Source organism: Cetobacterium sp. (assembly GCF_051653945.1).
Lineage (GTDB): Bacteria > Fusobacteriota > Fusobacteriia > Fusobacteriales > Fusobacteriaceae > Cetobacterium_A.
Window position 1 is genome coordinate 1 of the sequence record NZ_JBOFXD010000020.1, and the last position, 15,169, is coordinate 15,169.

At 30.0% G+C, this 15,169-nt stretch carries 12 protein-coding genes; 9 read left to right on the forward strand and 3 right to left on the reverse strand.

All coding sequences use genetic code 11. The annotated features are described in order from the left end of the window. The 4 genes from ACRC8M_RS02080 to ACRC8M_RS02095 form a co-directional block, all read left to right on the forward strand. Positions 1–924: hypothetical protein (locus tag ACRC8M_RS02080; RefSeq protein ID WP_438527619.1), on the forward strand; the 924-nt coding region annotated here is incomplete at its 5' end. Next, on the forward strand, positions 881–1,444 hold the full coding sequence (locus ACRC8M_RS02085) for a hypothetical protein (protein WP_438527620.1): 564 nt from the start codon (positions 881–883) through the stop codon (positions 1,442–1,444). The genes ACRC8M_RS02080 and ACRC8M_RS02085, both read left to right, overlap by 44 nt. 2 nt (positions 1,445–1,446) lie before the next feature. Then, positions 1,447–1,902, forward strand: coding sequence for a hypothetical protein (locus ACRC8M_RS02090; RefSeq protein WP_438527621.1), 456 nt, complete (start codon positions 1,447–1,449; stop codon positions 1,900–1,902). Then, positions 1,899–8,147, forward strand: a complete 6,249-nt coding sequence (locus tag ACRC8M_RS02095) for a hypothetical protein (RefSeq protein WP_438527622.1) — start codon at positions 1,899–1,901, stop codon at positions 8,145–8,147. Before ACRC8M_RS02090 ends, ACRC8M_RS02095 begins: the two co-directional genes overlap by 4 nt. 177 nt (positions 8,148–8,324) lie before the next feature. On the opposite strand, the gene ACRC8M_RS02100 is transcribed toward ACRC8M_RS02095, so the two are convergent. Continuing rightward, positions 8,325–9,653, reverse strand: a complete 1,329-nt coding sequence (locus tag ACRC8M_RS02100; RefSeq protein ID WP_438527623.1) for an APC family permease — start codon at positions 9,651–9,653, stop codon at positions 8,325–8,327. A gap of 181 nt (positions 9,654–9,834) precedes the next feature. Between ACRC8M_RS02100 and ACRC8M_RS02105 the strand changes: the two genes are divergently transcribed. Next, complete coding sequence (locus ACRC8M_RS02105; protein ID WP_438527624.1) at positions 9,835–9,972, forward strand: hypothetical protein; 138 nt, start codon at positions 9,835–9,837, stop codon at positions 9,970–9,972. Between the two features lie 26 nt (positions 9,973–9,998). Here the strand turns inward: ACRC8M_RS02105 and ACRC8M_RS02110 are convergent, their stop codons facing one another. Further along, positions 9,999–10,844, reverse strand: coding sequence for a MurR/RpiR family transcriptional regulator (locus ACRC8M_RS02110; RefSeq protein WP_438527625.1), 846 nt, complete (start codon positions 10,842–10,844; stop codon positions 9,999–10,001). A gap of 17 nt (positions 10,845–10,861) precedes the next feature. Continuing rightward, the gene (locus ACRC8M_RS02115; RefSeq protein WP_438527626.1) at positions 10,862–13,213 is read right to left on the reverse strand and encodes an aminotransferase class I/II-fold pyridoxal phosphate-dependent enzyme; all 2,352 of its coding nucleotides are present in this window, start codon (positions 13,211–13,213) and stop codon (positions 10,862–10,864) included. Between the two features lie 157 nt (positions 13,214–13,370). On the opposite strand from ACRC8M_RS02115, the gene ACRC8M_RS02120 reads away from it, so the two are divergent. From ACRC8M_RS02120 to ACRC8M_RS02135, 4 genes are all read left to right on the forward strand, one after another. Continuing rightward, the gene (locus tag ACRC8M_RS02120; RefSeq protein WP_438527627.1) at positions 13,371–13,964 is read left to right on the forward strand and encodes a DJ-1/PfpI family protein; all 594 of its coding nucleotides are present in this window, start codon (positions 13,371–13,373) and stop codon (positions 13,962–13,964) included. A 95-nt stretch (positions 13,965–14,059) separates the two neighbouring features. After that, the gene (locus ACRC8M_RS02125; protein ID WP_438527628.1) at positions 14,060–14,545 is read left to right on the forward strand and encodes an FKBP-type peptidyl-prolyl cis-trans isomerase; all 486 of its coding nucleotides are present in this window, start codon (positions 14,060–14,062) and stop codon (positions 14,543–14,545) included. A gap of 32 nt (positions 14,546–14,577) precedes the next feature. Further along, the gene (rpiB, locus tag ACRC8M_RS02130) at positions 14,578–15,006 is read left to right on the forward strand and encodes a ribose 5-phosphate isomerase B (RefSeq protein ID WP_438527629.1); all 429 of its coding nucleotides are present in this window, start codon (positions 14,578–14,580) and stop codon (positions 15,004–15,006) included. A gap of 25 nt (positions 15,007–15,031) precedes the next feature. Next, the coding region (locus tag ACRC8M_RS02135; protein WP_438527630.1) for an HIT domain-containing protein at positions 15,032–15,169 on the forward strand (138 nt) is incomplete at its 3' end.

Below are 15,169 nucleotides of genomic sequence, written 5' to 3' on the forward strand. Positions count from 1 at the left end.
TACTGGCTAGAGGATGGGAAAGATTTAGAAACAACTTTAAAACTTACAAATAAAAATATCTTTAATATATTTGATTACTCATTGGAATTTGGATATTCAGAATCATACAAGGAAAAATTTACTTTTAGATTCACTTTAGATTATGATAATTGGCTTAGAGGCGAAATCAATTTTGATGAAACAGGTGCTCAAAGGTACTCTGCTGGTATAAATAGAGTTGTAGATTTAAAAAATATTCAAAAGCCACTAGAAAGCATTGATAGCACTAGAGTTAAAGTTATAACTTTCCTAGATAAAAATGACAATGGAGTTATGGATACTAATGAGGAAAAAGTAGAGTATGTAGCTGTTAAAATTGGAGATCAGGAGATAGATACCGATGAAAATGGAGAGGCTATGTTCTTTGGAGTTCCCAACAAAATAGTTTACGATATGAAACCAACGATTAGAAAACCATCATACACAGTTGGAGATACAAAGATAAAGATTTTAGGACAACAAGTTGGAACAGTGACAGCACATATCCCTATAAAGCCTATGGTTACTATAGTTGGAGAGATTCAAGTGGATAAAAGTTTAAATCTAAAAGATAAAGATAGAGAGGTTCTATTTGAAAACATACTTATTAAAGTTTTAGATGCAAAAGGAAAATTAATAGAGTATCTCAATCCAGAGAGTGATGGAACTTTTGAAGTTAGCGGGTTATACGCTAGAAAGTATATGCTACAAGTTGAATACATAGGTGTGGATAATAAAGCTAGAAAAATCGCTGAAAATGTAGTGCTTGGCTACTATGATGATAGAGAGAATCGATTTATTATTCATTTAGACAAAGACAGATTAACACTTAAACAGATATTCTTAAGTGAAGGAGAAAAATATGAAAAAATTATTAGTTCCAATTCTAATCCTTCTAAATTGTAATGTATTAGCAAGTGAGTTGGTTCATATACCAACTACCTTGCCTCTTTTACCAGAAGACTATGAAAATCAACCAAATCTTCTACCTGCAATACCTCTTATTCCTGCTCTTCCTGGTGAAGAGTCCACAACAGATGGAGTTGGGGAAGAGGTAAAATGGAAATTAGAGGATTCATATACAATAAATTTAGATACAAAAGTACAAGCAGTTGTACCTTTAGAAATTATAACAGATGTAGATATAAAGGCACTTATTATAGATGATGAGCAGCTAACAATACCATTTGAGTTGGAGATGAATAAAGAGCCTGATAAACAAAACTTTTATGTTTTAAACTATAGTGAAACTGAGATAGATATGGATGGCGATGGAACTTTAGATACATTTATATACTCTCCAAGATATATAAATAAAAAGTTAGTTACAGATAATCATTTATTTATAGACGGAAAAAATATATCTCGTGAAGGTGTACATAGGAAAAAAGTATACATAACTGTTGAGTTAAATGAGAGGAGGTAGTCATGAATAAAAGTATAGTTTGGATAGTCTTTATGACTATCTTTTCAATAAGTTTTAGCGAGATAAAAGTAAAGATAGTTGAGCCACTTAGATTTCGGGATATAAATCATACAGAGGTTGGGCCTAACCAAGTTGTAGCAGTATCTCACGTGGAGATTTATACAACTGATAAAGAAAAAGATTTAGGAAAAAGAGTGACATTTAAGTTTCCAAACTTTATAAATTTAACAAATAGAAAGAAATGGATAAAGGTTGAAAAAGTTGGAATGGATAGAAAACAAAACGAGATAATACTTGAAAACGAAAGAGAGTTAGTTAAGTTCTACGCTATTTTAGATAGAAGAGAACTAGACAGAGGAGAAAGTATCGAAGTTATAGAGGGAAAGTATGTCGGACAGCTTCCAATAATTATGGGAGTTTATTCATTGGTAAATGAAACAAAGGGGGAAGGGCTATGATTAAAAGGTTAAAGAGCTTCCACAAGCTCTTTTTTATTGTACTATTTTCATTTCTATTTTCAGGAGCTATTGGAAGTGGTAACTCGCCAGATTTACCAGATAAAATAGCACCAGAGTTAGAAAAAATTGAGGCACTGCCTAGAAGAACAAAACCAGCAGAGTTAAATATAGAGGTTACAAAGATAAAAAGTGAATCATTAGATAATATCTATTTTATTCCAAGTGAAAAAGCACTTTATATCGATTTTTCTAACTATAAATCAACAAAAGATTTGAGAGATATAGATATTAATAACTACGAGTTATTTATTAGTGATTCTATAGAAGCAACTTCAGAGGTAACTAGTGGTAGTAAAAAAACTAGAAATTATAAAAATAGAGAATTGGCAAGGTCAAAGTTTGAATATAAGATTACTGAAGTAAATGGATTTAAAAAACTTCGAATTGATATATCAAAAGAGGAACTTCCATCAAAAATATATATTGGAGTTTTAGATAAAAATACTAAAAGTATTATTAAAATTTTTAAAGGCGATATTAAAATTCTTGAAAATAATGCAGCAATTGAAGAGAGAGAGGTTACAGTTTATTATCATAACGGATTTAGTGATTATGGTAAAGTAATTTATTTTGATTCAAATGGAACTCCTCTTAATTCAAGATGGGTAGGTACTATACCAGAGCCACACTCAGATATCAGTGTAAAAAAACATAATTTTGAAAGTGGATTTATAAACGGTATATCAACTGCAGAAATTGGTAGTATAACAGAACTTTATGATATAGGCTCTGGAAGCTCAGAAAAAAGAGAGATTAGAAGAGAAAAAAACTCTCAAGACTGGAAAGAGATTAGAATTCCTTCAGGTCAGGTAGCATTAACTTTCGTTCCATCAGGGGAGTTTAATTTACAAATCCATTATTCTAATAAAGAGAGCTATCGTTTTAAAATTGTTCATAAGGATTTAAATGGAAATATTAAAAAAATCCATTATTTAAATATAAACAAAGGTCATTCTATGGATGTGGATTTAAAGGAGTATTTTGAATATAACACTCCAAGTGATAACGATATTTTAATAAAAGAATCCCTTATAAAAAATGAATTTAATAGTGATGGTACAGCTAAATATCCGAATAAAATCTATTCTTTTTATACTCCTAAAAATATAAGTTTAGCATTAAAAAAACCATTGGCAGGAGTGAAACTTTTTCCTGTAATTTATCTAGGTAATGAGAAAAACAATGGAGGATACCACGTCCAAAACTTAAAACAACCCTATCGAGTAAATTTAAATCAATCCACAACAACAGGGATTGTAAACTTAATGCCTGATCTAACAGATTTTAGTTATGAACATACTGTAGCAGCAGGATCAGCACCAGAAAAACCATCTTCAGAAACTTTTTATACTGCTGTAGGAGCTGGTGTAGTAAATCCTGTTACAAATAGAATAAATGCAAAAATTGGATTTTATATTTTGGGAAAAAATTTAGCCGAGATTTTAAAGAACTTAGAAAATGAAACAAATGAGATAAAAACTATACCCTTAACTTATGATGAGAACTATACATATTCTCTATCCCCTGGAGATTTTGAAAATTATGGTAACAACTGTTATCTTCCAAGTAGAAAATCTAAGGTAGATGATATATTAGAAAATTCGTTGCCTAAAATTTTAGTTGAAAAACTTCCTAAAAAAAATATTCCAACATATTTAGATAGAAGAGTTAGTATTAATCAAATAGTAATAGAAGATAGTGAAACTCTAAATGAAGATAACATCTATACTTTTGCTAAAATTGAAAACTGGCAAAACCTTGAAACAGAGATTACTAGCGAAGATAAAACAGTATTTCCTGTCATAGCATTAGGGGCAAAAGCACCTATGAATAGTGAAAAAGGTTGGGGATGGAATACCTTAATGCCTCCACACGGAAAAGAAAAAGAGATGGTAGCTACAAAATATTCAAGTATTTTAGGGGAATTAGATATGAATGTTTATTTAGATGAGATTGAAACAAATCCTGGATCTGATGCAGTCATATTAAGAGGTCCTTTAAATAATTACAATGTTCTTGGAAGTTTTGGAATAAATGAAAATTACAATAGACATGAATATATTAAAGCTGAGATTAAAGCAAAACCTATAAATCTAGAATCAGCTATTGGATTGATGGAAAAAATACGAAGATATGGGGCTAGAGAGATTGTTTTTAAGCCTCAAGGTTTAGAACAAATAAATCTTATACTAGGAGAAAAAAATGAAAGTGGATATTTTATTCCAGCTTCTGATAGCTTAGAAACAATTGAAAAGAAAGTATACAGCTATAATTATCCAGAAATTAAAATTAGGAAAAATCTTATTTCTGAAACTATAAATGTATTTATATCTAATGATTTTGATTTAAATCAGCCTATCAATCTCAATGAAAATGCTATTTTAGCAAAAGGTGTAAATATTAAAGCTGCAGAAAATAAAAGAATGAAATCTTTATTATATGAAAGCTTTTACCTGTTCGGATACAATAGAGAAGGGATTGGTTGGATATCATTAGATGAAAATGGAAATAGTGAAGAGGTAAAAAAAGAGTTTTATACAAATGATAAAACAGGGAAAATATATTTAAGTTGTCAATATGTAAATCATTATCCTGTATTTAAAATTTTAAGTCTTGATAATATTTCTGGAAAAACTATAAAAATTCCAGTTTCTCACTATGATCCTAGCTCTCCTATAAAAATAATTAGAAGAGATTATTATATGAATTTAAATTTTGATTCAGAAATAAAAGAGCCTGATTTTAGAGTAACATCTGATATTAAAGATATATTAATTATAAAAGATTCCAGTGGAGAAATAAAAGTTGAAATTCCTGAGATTTGGATAAATGTAAGTCAAAATTTAAAGGATGAATCTATTTTTCCAGTGATTGGAGTTGACGCTTTTGAAGGGTGGAAATTCTCCACAGATGTACCACTTAATCCTATAAGTATAACTCCCATAGGGATTTTAGAGTTAGAAACAGATAATTCAAAAGAGGATGTAATTGTTCCTATAAATATAAAAGAAACCCCACATCAAGGAAAAGAAAAGTTTTTCCTATACAAAAGGGGTGAAATGAGTAAAAAAAATATAGCCGTGGGAGGATATACCCCTCTTGAAGCTGGAGATGGAAGTGAAAATAAAGTAAAAGTTAATTTTGAAATTGATTTCTCTAAAGAGAATTTAGAAAAAATTGTAAAATATGCAGAGGAGAAAAACAAGTTAAAGAGTGAGCGAGTTTTAATTCCGTGGCAAAATAGTGATTTAAATAAGTTTTCAATAGTGAAAGGAGTTCAAAGTTCGAACTCTCCCAGATTCAGTTCTTCAGGAGAGCACATAGCTAAAAAAATAGATTTTCCTAAGGTCTATGTAATAATTAATGATGGTATCAAAAGAAATAGTGTAAATTTAAATTTCCTTAACCCAGTTCCTAAAACTGATGGGTCTACGGTGGGAACTTTTGACATAGAGAGCAACGGATTAAAACTTCCAAATGCAATGTTATCAAGTTTAAATCATCCTGCAAGTTTAAGTATAACGAACTTAACAGCTGAATGGCAAGGATATAGCATAATAGGGGAGCAACATAAAATTGAAATTTTATTAAATAACAAGTTAATAAAAGAGGTTACAACAACTCCAGGAGGACATTTAAATGAAACAGTTTTATTGACATCTGTTTCTGGTTCTACGAAAGGAAATGTCTATATCTTAAAAAAGGGTGTAGCATCAGAGATTTCTCTTGGAGTTAAACAATGGAACTTAGCAGCAGGTGAAGATATAGTTACATTGAGGCATAAAAATGCTTTTGGTAGAATAGTTATCGAGGATAGTTACAATATAAAACTAAATAAATTTAATCCAGAAGTATACCTATCGAAATTAAGTTCCACTTTACTAAATAATGTAAAAGTAGTTGATGGGAAAAAAAGATTAGAAATTAAAGCAAAAGTAAATGAAAAATATGTAAATTTAGGGAGTTTAAAACTTCAAAATTATTGTAAAGAGATTACAAAAACTTTATGGGATGCAAAAGGTATTCGAATAGAGGTTCCAGAAGTAACATTAGAAAGTGATGGAATTGATGGGAAAGTTCGTTTTAGTGGAGATAAAACATACTTATCCAATCCAGATGAGATATCAGAATTAAAATATTCACTCACATCTGAAACAACTCCAATAGAAAATAATAAATATAGCTTTGAAAATACAAAAATTTCAATTAAATTGACAACTGGCTATGATGGAGAAAAAAGAGATGTCGAATATACTATTGCAGATGCCATAGATATAACTTGGACATCATTACAAGATGAAGATATCAATTTTCCATATATGTCGAGTACTTCTACCCTTCAAAATTTAGAGATTTCAGATACAACTACTATTAATAGTGGAGAAGAAATAGACTTCAATTTTTTAGGAATGCTTGCCCTCCAACAAACACGAGGAGAAAGTGGTACTTCCAATATCTTTCCAACAATAGCTTTAGTGAATAGTCTTGATGAAAAAGATTGGAAAAGGGTTGATGGGAAACAACCAGATTCAAACAGAAAAGAGCTAAGTTTAGAGTATTCTTTACCTGATAGAACTAGTATTTTTGTTTCTCCTCAACTGACAAAGTATAAGGTTGATAATGCAAGTGAAGATAATTTAAAAAATATCCATCCATATATTCAATCGACATCAAATGGCAAAATACTTGGTGTAGGAGCATTCTCTATAGAGGAGAATGGATTGACAACTTCAGGTAAAGAGAGGGTTAGCAGTGGATTAAAATACACAATAAAAACTGATGATGTAAAAAAAATGATAGAGTATTCTAGAACTATTCCAGGAGATAAGATAGAGATTCCCCTTATGTCTAAAACTAAAAAAATAGCATATATTCATTCAAGAAACTCTCCAAGACCATCTTCGTTAAATGAAACACTTTTCTATCTACCCAATAATAGTAAAAGTGTTGCAGCTACAAAAAAAATTAAATATATCAATTTCCCATCAATTATTATTAAAAAAGATAAAATAATTAAAAGTGGAGAGATTGGATTTAGGTCAGATTATACAAACAACACAATTATTAAGTTTAATCTAGATGATTCTGTTGAAATCCCAGAAACTGTAATTCCATTGGTAGAAAAGGGGATCATGAAAAATCTTAACTATGAGCACACAATAAGGTTAAATTTAGAAAATGGAAGTAAACATTTGATAAAAACTGATAAATTTGGAAAAGGAGTTTTAGCTAATATTTTAATTCAAAAAAATTCAAGTAGTGCTTATCTAACTCTAAACTATACTGATAATGGAACTGAAATGTCCCTTCATAGTATAAAAGGAACCGATTTTCACAATATAGTTGTTGAGCATATTGATCCTTCAGGAGATATTCGTAGAACATATCGACTAAAAATAAATACATTTAAAAATGAGATCAATGTAGAAAATGGTGTCAGTGAGTTTAGTATAAGTTCAAGATATAATCCAGGTCAAAGCAGTCCTATTATTATACTGCCAGATCATAAGATAAAGTATCCCAATGAAGTTTTAGATTTTAAAATAGTTTCTGGAGTTACTCCAAGAGCACCTCATCCAAATGAAGATATTTTTATAAATGGAACCAATCTAAAGTTACTTGATAATGACAAAATTACTTTAGAAAGAGGTACCATTTTGAAAATTATAAAAGATAAGGAAAATAATCTAATAATAACACCTCTATATTGGAAAAACAGTAATAATTTTGATCAGATGAAACTAGTCTACAAAGATAGTGAGAATACAAATTCAGTAACCTGTGAATATGATATCATATTTAAGATACCAGATTTTTTTGTAGCTTCTATAGGAGTTTTAGATTTTGGAAAAATATATCAAATTGGAAATCCTGAAGATAGGATAAAAAAAACAAATATAGAGTTGTACTATAATGATTCTACAATAAATCCAACTTACTCTTTAGATATTTCTACTGCTAATCCTGAGCCAAACACTTTATATTTAGATGATGAAATACCATCTAAACTTAAAGTTATAAATTTAAATTTGAAAGAGGACAAAATAAAAAAAGAGATATTAAATAATGGACAGGGACAAAAAGTAATTTTACCTTTAGAAGGGACAATTCCAAAAGAAAGTATAAAAACTGCTAAACCAGGAAAATATGAGAAAACAATTCAAATTTTAATACATATTAAATAGCTATTAATTTTAAGCTTTAGGCTGAATATTTTACTAAAAACTAAAAAGATTTCCTTAAGAAAACTTTAGTTCAAAATTTGATTCCAAGTAAAAAAATGGTAGAAAAATCAATAAGATTTCTCTACCATTTTTTTTATTTTTAAAAATTTTTAATCAATCGCTCTTTTTTATCAGTTATTAATTCTCTCTGTAAACAAAAAGACCTGTTAATGTTAATGCCACTGATACTGCCATATATGTTGGATTTGATATAGCTGCATAAATAAATATTGATGCTCCACCTATTAGTGCAAGTATTGGCACAACTGGATAAAATGGAACTCTATATGGTCTTTCTAAATTTGGTTCCTTTTTTCTTAAAATAAATAGCCCTAAAAATACTAAACAATAGAATAACCAGAACAATGCTACTGGAATATCTCCAAATACATCTGGATTTCCTGTTATAATCATAGCTATTAAGAAGAAAATTGATAATAGAAGCATAACTACCGAAGAATTTATAGGTTGTTTATGCTTGTCATCTATTTTAGCAAAGAACTCTTTCTTTGGAAGGTGTCCCTCTATTGCTAGAGTATATGGTATTCTTGTTGATGCTAATATCATACCATTTAGTCCACCAAAAGCTGATATCATAATTCCTAAGAATATAAACTTAGCTCCCATTGGACCAAATAATTTTGTAGCAACTCCAAACATTCCAACTTTTACAATCTCCTCTGCTGTAAATACATTTAGTAGTGCTAAATTCAACGCCACATAAAATACTGCTATAAATCCTAGTCCTAATATAATTGCCTTAGGAAGATCTTTTTTTACATTTTTTAAATCCCCTGCAATTGTTCCAACGTATATCCATCCATCAAAAGCAAACATAATTGGTACCAGTGATAATCCCAACAAAGCTAAAGGTGATGATGAGGTAGTCGCTCTTGTAACCTCTGTCATATAAAACATTCCAGAAGAGTTATCTTTAGATAAAAATCCAAATACAGTTATTAGCAGAAGTGGTACAATTTTAGCTGCTGTAGCTAATGTTTGAATTTTTCCACCCACATTTTTTGTAAATATATTTATTGCAAATAGGAAAGATATAGCTACTAATGCTGTCCCACCTAGAAACATAGTATTACTCGGGTCTATATTTAAAAAGTTTCCTGTAAATACTGCAAAATAATATGCAATTAGTCCTATTAAAGCTGGAAAATATATTATCAATTGAGCCCATCCAACTAAAAATGCTATTTTTTTTCCATAAATCTTCTTAATCCATGCAATCATACCACCTGTTTCAGGTATAGCTGCTCCAACCTCTGCTGCAGTAAGACCTGATAATATTGATATAATACCTCCAAGTACCCATGCTGCAATGGCAATTTTTGGATTCATATTAGCCGCCACTAAAATTTGACCAGCTTTAAAAAATATTCCAATTCCAATAACAATTCCTACAACCATTGAAAAAGCTACTGAAAACCCATATCTTTTTTCTAAATTTTCACTCATTTCTTTTCTCCTTGTTAATGTATTCTATTTTTTTAGTACTTCTTTACTTATTTTAAAGCACTTTTCGATTAAATATTTTATCATAATTCCCCCTTCAAAACAAGTATTTTTTATTTCTTGCATAAATGGAAAAAGTGGTATATAATTACTTTTGTAAATAAAAGGGGTGAACAAAATAAAAATGTTAGAAAAGAAAAGAACTAATAATAACTCTATAGTGGATTATTCAGCTAAGTTCTACTTATTTCCGCTACTTTTAATTGGTCTTATATTAAGAAGTTTAGATAATCTATTTATGAAATTAAAATACCAAAGATAAAAAAGAGAGCTTTCGCTCTCTTTTTTTTATCTTTGATAGATATTAAATCTATCTGTTATTTTTTTTAATTTGTCTAATTTTTCAATACTTTCCTCTTTATTTTGTTTTCCAAATTTTAAAAGTAAAGCATTTAAAATAATTATACCTGGAACAAAAGTGTAAGCTTTTCCTCCGTTTTTTGTGGTGATTACTAAATCAGATATATTACCTAATACAGAATCTTTTTTATCAGTCATAGTAATTATTCTATTTCCTTGCTCTTTAAAAAACTCAGTTACTTGACAAGTAAAGTTTGTATATGGATGGAATGATATTGTAAACAGTACATCATCTGGGCTTGAATAAAGTAGCTTATCTGTAAAATCAGACGCTCCCGATATCATCAACTCTACATCCTCTCTTAATTCTTTTAACATAAAATATAAGTAGTAGGCTAAAGCGTATGATCCTCTTGCTCCTAATATATATAATTTTCTACTAGTTTTTATCATCTCCATAGCTTTTTCTAATTGCTCTTCTATAGCTACAGTATCTATCTCCTCTAAAAGCTCTATGTTTGTAGTTATGATTTCTGATAGAATTCCATCTCCTGACATTGAATCAATCTCTTCTCTAAACTCTTTCATTTGAGAAGTTGATATCTCAACATCTTTTTGAAAAACTCTTTGGAAATCAGGATAACCTTTAAACCCTAAATTTTTTGAAAATCTTGTTATTGTAGCTGGACTTGTTCCTGTCTCTTTAGCTAGTTCATTTATTGAAATAAATGATACTATGCTCTGATTATGTTTTATAAAATCTACAATTTTTTTAAAACTTTTACTATATGTTGAATAATTCTGCTCTAAATCAGCTAATACCGCCTTTTTCATCTCACACCTCTATATACTTATACGTTTGGATTTAATACAAACTCCGTTAAATCATTTACAAAATTCATAGTCTTCTCATTTTTATCGTTTACTGGATTGTATTCTACTATATCTACTGATGTTATAGAGTAGTTTTTGAATAAGAATCTAAATGTTTTGAACATCTCTTCTGGAGTGAATCCATTTCTAACTGGTGTACTTACTCCTGGAGCAAACTCTGGATCAACTGAATCCACATCAAAACTTATATGGATATTATCAATCTTTAAGTACTCTCTTATCTCATCTAAAACGTTGTCTAACCCTTTATGAACAACTTCATCATAAGGAATTACTTTTACTCCTAACTCTTCAATAACGTCTCTTTCTTTTACATCTAAATCTCTTGCTCCTAAAATTACAACATTTTTGCTGTCAATCTTAGCTCCTTCGTAGAAACAATTTACTAAATCTCTATCTCCAGCTCCTTGTAAAAGTGCTAACGGCATTCCATGAATATTTCCTGACATTGTTGTCTCATCAGTATTCATATCTCCGTGAGCATCAATCCACACTACCCCAACTTCTTTTTCTAACGCTACCCCTGATATTGATCCTAGTGCTATTGAATGATCTCCTCCAATAGTTATTGGTCTATATCCATCTCTTACTGCTTCATTTACTGCTGTTGCTAGCTTCTCACAAGTATTAAGTATTGTATTTTTATATTTTAATGACCACTCATTGAAATTCTCTCTTTGTTTTTCAATATCTATATAAGTCATCTCACCAAATGTATCTGGGAAATACTCCTCTAAAACTTCTGGTCCAAACTCAATACCTGCTTTATTTGCTCCTAAGTTCATTGGAACAGCAAACATTTTATTTTTCATTTTTTCAGTATATAAATATACTGCATCCTCTTCATCTATAACTTTAATATACTCTAACTCTGGGTCTTCCATTCCTTGAACATGAAGTTTAGCTGCCTTTAAGTTTTGAATATATGTGATTATATCTCTTGTAATTCTTTCTCCTGGATAGATTACTGGAATTCCTGGTGGATATGCCATAATCATCTCAGCACAAATTTTCTCTTCACTTTCTAGGAATTTAATTCTATTATTTTCACTGTAGAAAGCTTCTCTTGGGATTAGGATTGATTCTGGTATAGTTGGCATTTTTCCAACTGATTCTCCTATTTTCTTTCCTTTTCCAAAGAATCTCTTACTGATATCTTTTAAAGCATCTAGTAATTTACCTGTACTTACTTCATCATCCCCTAATGTAATTAATCCTAATACATTATAGAAATCTGATAACTCAACTTGGATATTATAATCATCAACAAGTAAAGTTTCTAACTCAAATCCTGTTAATCCTAACTCTCTTGCTGATATAGAAAGTTTTGTTTCATCAAAATCATGGATTCCATATCTTCCTACTATCTCTTTTCCAAAAGAGAAGATTCCAGGAATTTTATTAGCTTCTGCTCTTAAATCTCTTGCTAACTTCAATGTTCTTGTTAATAACTCTCTTCCCTCAGTAGCTATCTGTCTTCTAGCACAATCTAATGATGCCATTAACGGATATGAAGGTGATGTTGTATGTAAGATACTTAATATCTGCTGTATTCTATTTACATCTACTCTTGTTGAGTTTACATGCAACATTGACATCTGTGTCATTGCTCCAATTATTTTATGAGTACTTTGACAGCAAATATCTGCTCCTGCATCTATTGCTGATATTGGTAACTCTTCATGGAAGTGTAAGTGAGCTCCGTGAGCCTCATCAACTATTAAAGGAATATCATAGCTATGAACTATATCTGCAATCTTTTTGATATCAGTCGCCGCTCCATAGTATGTTGGGTTAATGATTAATACAGCCTTTGTATCTGGATGCTGCTTAAGCATATTTTCAACAACTTCTGGTCTAACTCCATGAGCTATTCCTAATTCGTCATCTACTTCAGGATTCATATATACTGGAACTGATCCACTTAATATAATTCCACCAGAAACTGATTTATGCACATTTCTAGGGACTAATATTTTCTCTCCTGGCTTTACAACAGACATAATCATAGCTTGAATCGCTCCTGATGTTCCGTTGACAGCGAAAAAGGTTTTCTTTACTCCATAAGCGTCAGCTGCTAACTCTTGTGCTTCTTTTATACAACTCTTTGGATTGTGTAATCCATCAACCATCTTAAAAATAGTTACATCAATTGAGAAGGGATTAGGTCCCATAAACTCATAAAACTCTTTATCCATTCCCTTTCCTCTCTTATGCCCTGGAACATGGAAAGGAATTATGTCTCTTTTCGCATATACGTCCTTCAGTGTTGAGAATATAGGTGTTTGATATTGATTTAATTTAGTCATCTTACCTCCTTGTTTAATAAATTTTGTTCTTAAAAATGATATCAAAAAGTTATAAAATAATATATAATTTACATTATTAATTTCTTTTAAAATACGAGATATTGTAGAGCTTTTTGGAAATTAAGTCAACTATTTTTTGAAAGGAACCATAAAATTTATGAAAAAAATTTTAATTTTTGTATCTAATGGCTTTGAAAGCCTCGAATTATCGCCATTTATCGATGTTTTTGGCTGGAATAATATTGTTGGAAATAAAAAAGTTTTCCCCACAATTTGTGCCATTCATGATGAACTTAACGCCACTTGGAATTTAAAAATTATTCCTGAGATTAACTTATTAAAAACTTCTATTAATTTAGATGAGTTTCATGCTTTAATAATTCCTGGTGGATTTGGTAAAGCAGGATTCTTTAATGATATTCAATCAGAAACACTAAATTCCTTGTTAAATCATTTTATTTCAAATAAAAAAACTGTAATTGGAATATGCACTGGTGCTTTATCAATTGGAATTCATGGGTATTTAGAAAATATTCCCGCTACAACATATCTTTTAGATAATGAAAGGTATTTTAAACAATTAGAGAAGTATAACGCCATTCCTATTAAGAAAGATATTGTAATATCTGACAATATCATTACATCTTCAGGCCCTGGTACTGCTATTGATTTAGCTTTTTATCTCCTTGAAAAATTAACTGATAAAGAAAATTGTATAGTAGTCAAAAAAAATATGAATTTTTTTAAATAATTTAAGATTTTTAATGAAATTTCTTGTATTTTATGTTATGCTTTAAAGTGTCAAATAACCCTGTCTTGTATAGGGATTTTAGTGAGGTGTTTTATATGAAAATAGAAGAAGGAAAAGTAGTAACACTTGAGTTTAAAGTTTACGACAAAAACAACGGAGAACTTTTAGAGGATACACAAGAGGTAGGACCATTTTTCTATATCCACGGATTTGGAAATTTTGTTCCAGCTATTGAAGAAACTTTAGAAGGAAAAGAAAAAGGATATACTACTACTATTGAATTAACTCCAGAAGAGGGATACGGAGAGTACGACGAAAATTTAATCGTTGATATGGAGAAATCTGAATTTGTTGAGTTTGATGATATCTATGAAGGTCTTGACTTTATAGCTGATATGGATGATGGTTCTGAGCAATCATTTATTATCACAAAAATCGAAGATGAGATTATCACAGCAGATGGGAATCACCCTTTTGCAGGTAAAGATTTAAGATTTGAAGTTGCAGTTTCTGATGTTAGAGATGCTACTGAAGAGGAGATTGAGCACGGACATCCTCATTTCCACGGTTTTGAAGACTAATTATTACTATAAGAATTAAGGAGTATAAATAGATGAAAATAGCTTTAGGTGCAGATCATGGTGGATTTGCTTTAAAAGAGATTGTTAAGAAACACTTAGAAGATAAGGGATTTGAAGTTTTAGATAAAGGATGCTATTCAACTGAATCAGTTGATTATCCTGTTTATGCAAAAGCTGTAGCTAACTCTATTCTTAATAAAGAGGCAGATTTTGGTATTCTTATTTGTGGTACTGGAATTGGAATTTCAATTGCAGCCAACAGATTTAAAGGAATAAGAGCAGCTTTATGTTCAAATACTACTATGGCTAAATTAACTAGAGAGCATAACGACGCTAACATTCTTGCTCTTGGTGCTAGAATGACAGGAGATATTTTAGCTCTTGAAATTGTAGACGAATTCTTAAAAACTGAATTCTTAGGTGGAAGACACTTAACAAGAATCCAAGCTATCGAACTTTAATCTTTTATTAAAGGAGTAAAATACAATGGCTACTATATTTACTAAAATTATAAATAGAGAGATTCCAGCTTCTATCATTTTTGAAAATGATAAAGTTATAGCTTTTAAAGATATAAATCCTCAAGCTCCAATTCATATTTTAGTTGTACCTAAAAAAGAGATT

Bases quoted from the DNA above. Each gene is read 5' to 3' on its own strand.
- ACRC8M_RS02085 (WP_438527620.1), top strand. From the start codon at position 881: ATGAAAAAATTATTAGTTCCAATTCTAATCCTTCTAAATTGTAATGTA.
- ACRC8M_RS02090 (WP_438527621.1), top strand. From the start codon at position 1,447: ATGAATAAAAGTATAGTTTGGATAGTCTTTATGACTATCTTTTCAATA.
- ACRC8M_RS02095 (WP_438527622.1), top strand. From the start codon at position 1,899: ATGATTAAAAGGTTAAAGAGCTTCCACAAGCTCTTTTTTATTGTACTA.
- ACRC8M_RS02100 (WP_438527623.1), bottom strand. From the start codon at position 9,653: ATGAGTGAAAATTTAGAAAAAAGATATGGGTTTTCAGTAGCTTTTTCA.
- ACRC8M_RS02105 (WP_438527624.1), top strand. From the start codon at position 9,835: ATGTTAGAAAAGAAAAGAACTAATAATAACTCTATAGTGGATTATTCA.
- ACRC8M_RS02110 (WP_438527625.1), bottom strand. From the start codon at position 10,844: ATGAAAAAGGCGGTATTAGCTGATTTAGAGCAGAATTATTCAACATAT.
- ACRC8M_RS02115 (WP_438527626.1), bottom strand. From the start codon at position 13,213: ATGACTAAATTAAATCAATATCAAACACCTATATTCTCAACACTGAAG.
- ACRC8M_RS02120 (WP_438527627.1), top strand. From the start codon at position 13,371: ATGAAAAAAATTTTAATTTTTGTATCTAATGGCTTTGAAAGCCTCGAA.
- ACRC8M_RS02125 (WP_438527628.1), top strand. From the start codon at position 14,060: ATGAAAATAGAAGAAGGAAAAGTAGTAACACTTGAGTTTAAAGTTTAC.
- rpiB (WP_438527629.1), top strand. From the start codon at position 14,578: ATGAAAATAGCTTTAGGTGCAGATCATGGTGGATTTGCTTTAAAAGAG.